This window comes from Actinomycetospora lutea, from assembly GCF_028737205.1.
GTDB classification, from domain to species: Bacteria; Actinomycetota; Actinomycetes; order Mycobacteriales; family Pseudonocardiaceae; genus Actinomycetospora; species Actinomycetospora lutea.
Genome location: NZ_JAQZAL010000101.1, coordinates 1 through 1,117 on the forward strand (window position 1 = coordinate 1; position 1,117 = coordinate 1,117).

A 1,117-nucleotide genomic window follows, 5' to 3' on the forward strand; every position below is an offset into this window, starting at 1 on the left:
TGGTGCGAATCGACGGCGACTAACAGTCCGTGGTGCGATTAGAGTGACCGGCTCCGACACGGTTGTTGCTGGTAGAGGGCCTAGTAGGCGGTCTCTGGCGATCTTTTGATCCGTTGGTTGTGGGTTCGAGTCCCACGGGGCCCACTCAAGGTCGGGTGCGCACGTGCAGCCTGCCCCATGAGCGGGCCTCGAGCAGCCCGGTGCGCCTTCCTCCGCGGCGCCGAGGCGAACGGCCGACGACTCCTGCCTCACCGTGGCTGCACCGCCAGCTGCCTGCCGCCGGTCTCCGGGCGAACCGTCGGGCAGCTGTAGGCCGGCGGCCACGTCAGGCCGGCGGGAGCGGCTCCCGGTCTCGTCGGCGGATCTCGACGCCACCCCAGATCGCCGCGCCGGTGACGTGGAGCGGCGGGGCCGGGAATGGTGGTGGTGTCGTCGGCGGACCGGACAGATCGGCGAACCCACCCATCGCGCCCCGGCCGTCGCACCGAACCTCGACGTCTGGACCGACGATGATCACGACCCCGCCCATGATGGCGAAGACCCGCACGGTCGTGCCGCGCGGATCGAGGCGGGCGTCCCGGAAGTCCAGCTGCGCGCCGCCCATGAACGCCAGCACGGTGTGCTCCGGGCCCGGCGCCCACTCGCCGCGGCGGACGGTTGCTCGCAGGAGGCTGACCGACGAGGTCGGGGCCTCCGCTCCGGTCGCCGGCGGTGGCCCGGTTTCGTCCTGTCTCCCGTGCGGCGGCGGGGACGCCTCCAGGTCCTCCGTGAAGGCTTTCAGCTCGTCGCGATGCTCCGCTGCGGCGATGCCGGCCAGGCGCTCCTCGCCCTGCACGGGGGTCAGTCGACCGTCACCCATCGCCCCCTGGACGAGGCGGGCGGCTCGTCCTCGTTCCTCGTCGGAGGCGCGGGCGTGTGGATCGTCGCGATCCGGCCCGCTCATCGTCGCGATGATAGGTGGGGCCATCCATCGACGGGAGGGCGTGCCGACGCCGGGGGAGAGCCTCAGTCGGTGGGCCGGTGCGGGCGACACGGGCTGGTGGCGTCCTGTTCGCGTGCTGGTGGTGCGAAGCGCGCCGAGACCGAGGCGCTCTTGCGTGGTGCGCCACGCTTTCGC

At 72.2% G+C, this 1,117-nt stretch carries 1 protein-coding gene; it reads right to left on the minus strand.

Going from position 1 to position 1,117, the window contains the following annotated elements:
- Window positions 1-325 precede the first annotated feature (325 nt).
- Entirely contained in the window at window positions 326-943 is a 618-nt protein-coding gene (locus tag PHK61_RS31835) for a DUF1707 SHOCT-like domain-containing protein (RefSeq protein ID WP_274285046.1), read from the minus strand.
- Window positions 944-1,117 lie beyond the last annotated feature (174 nt).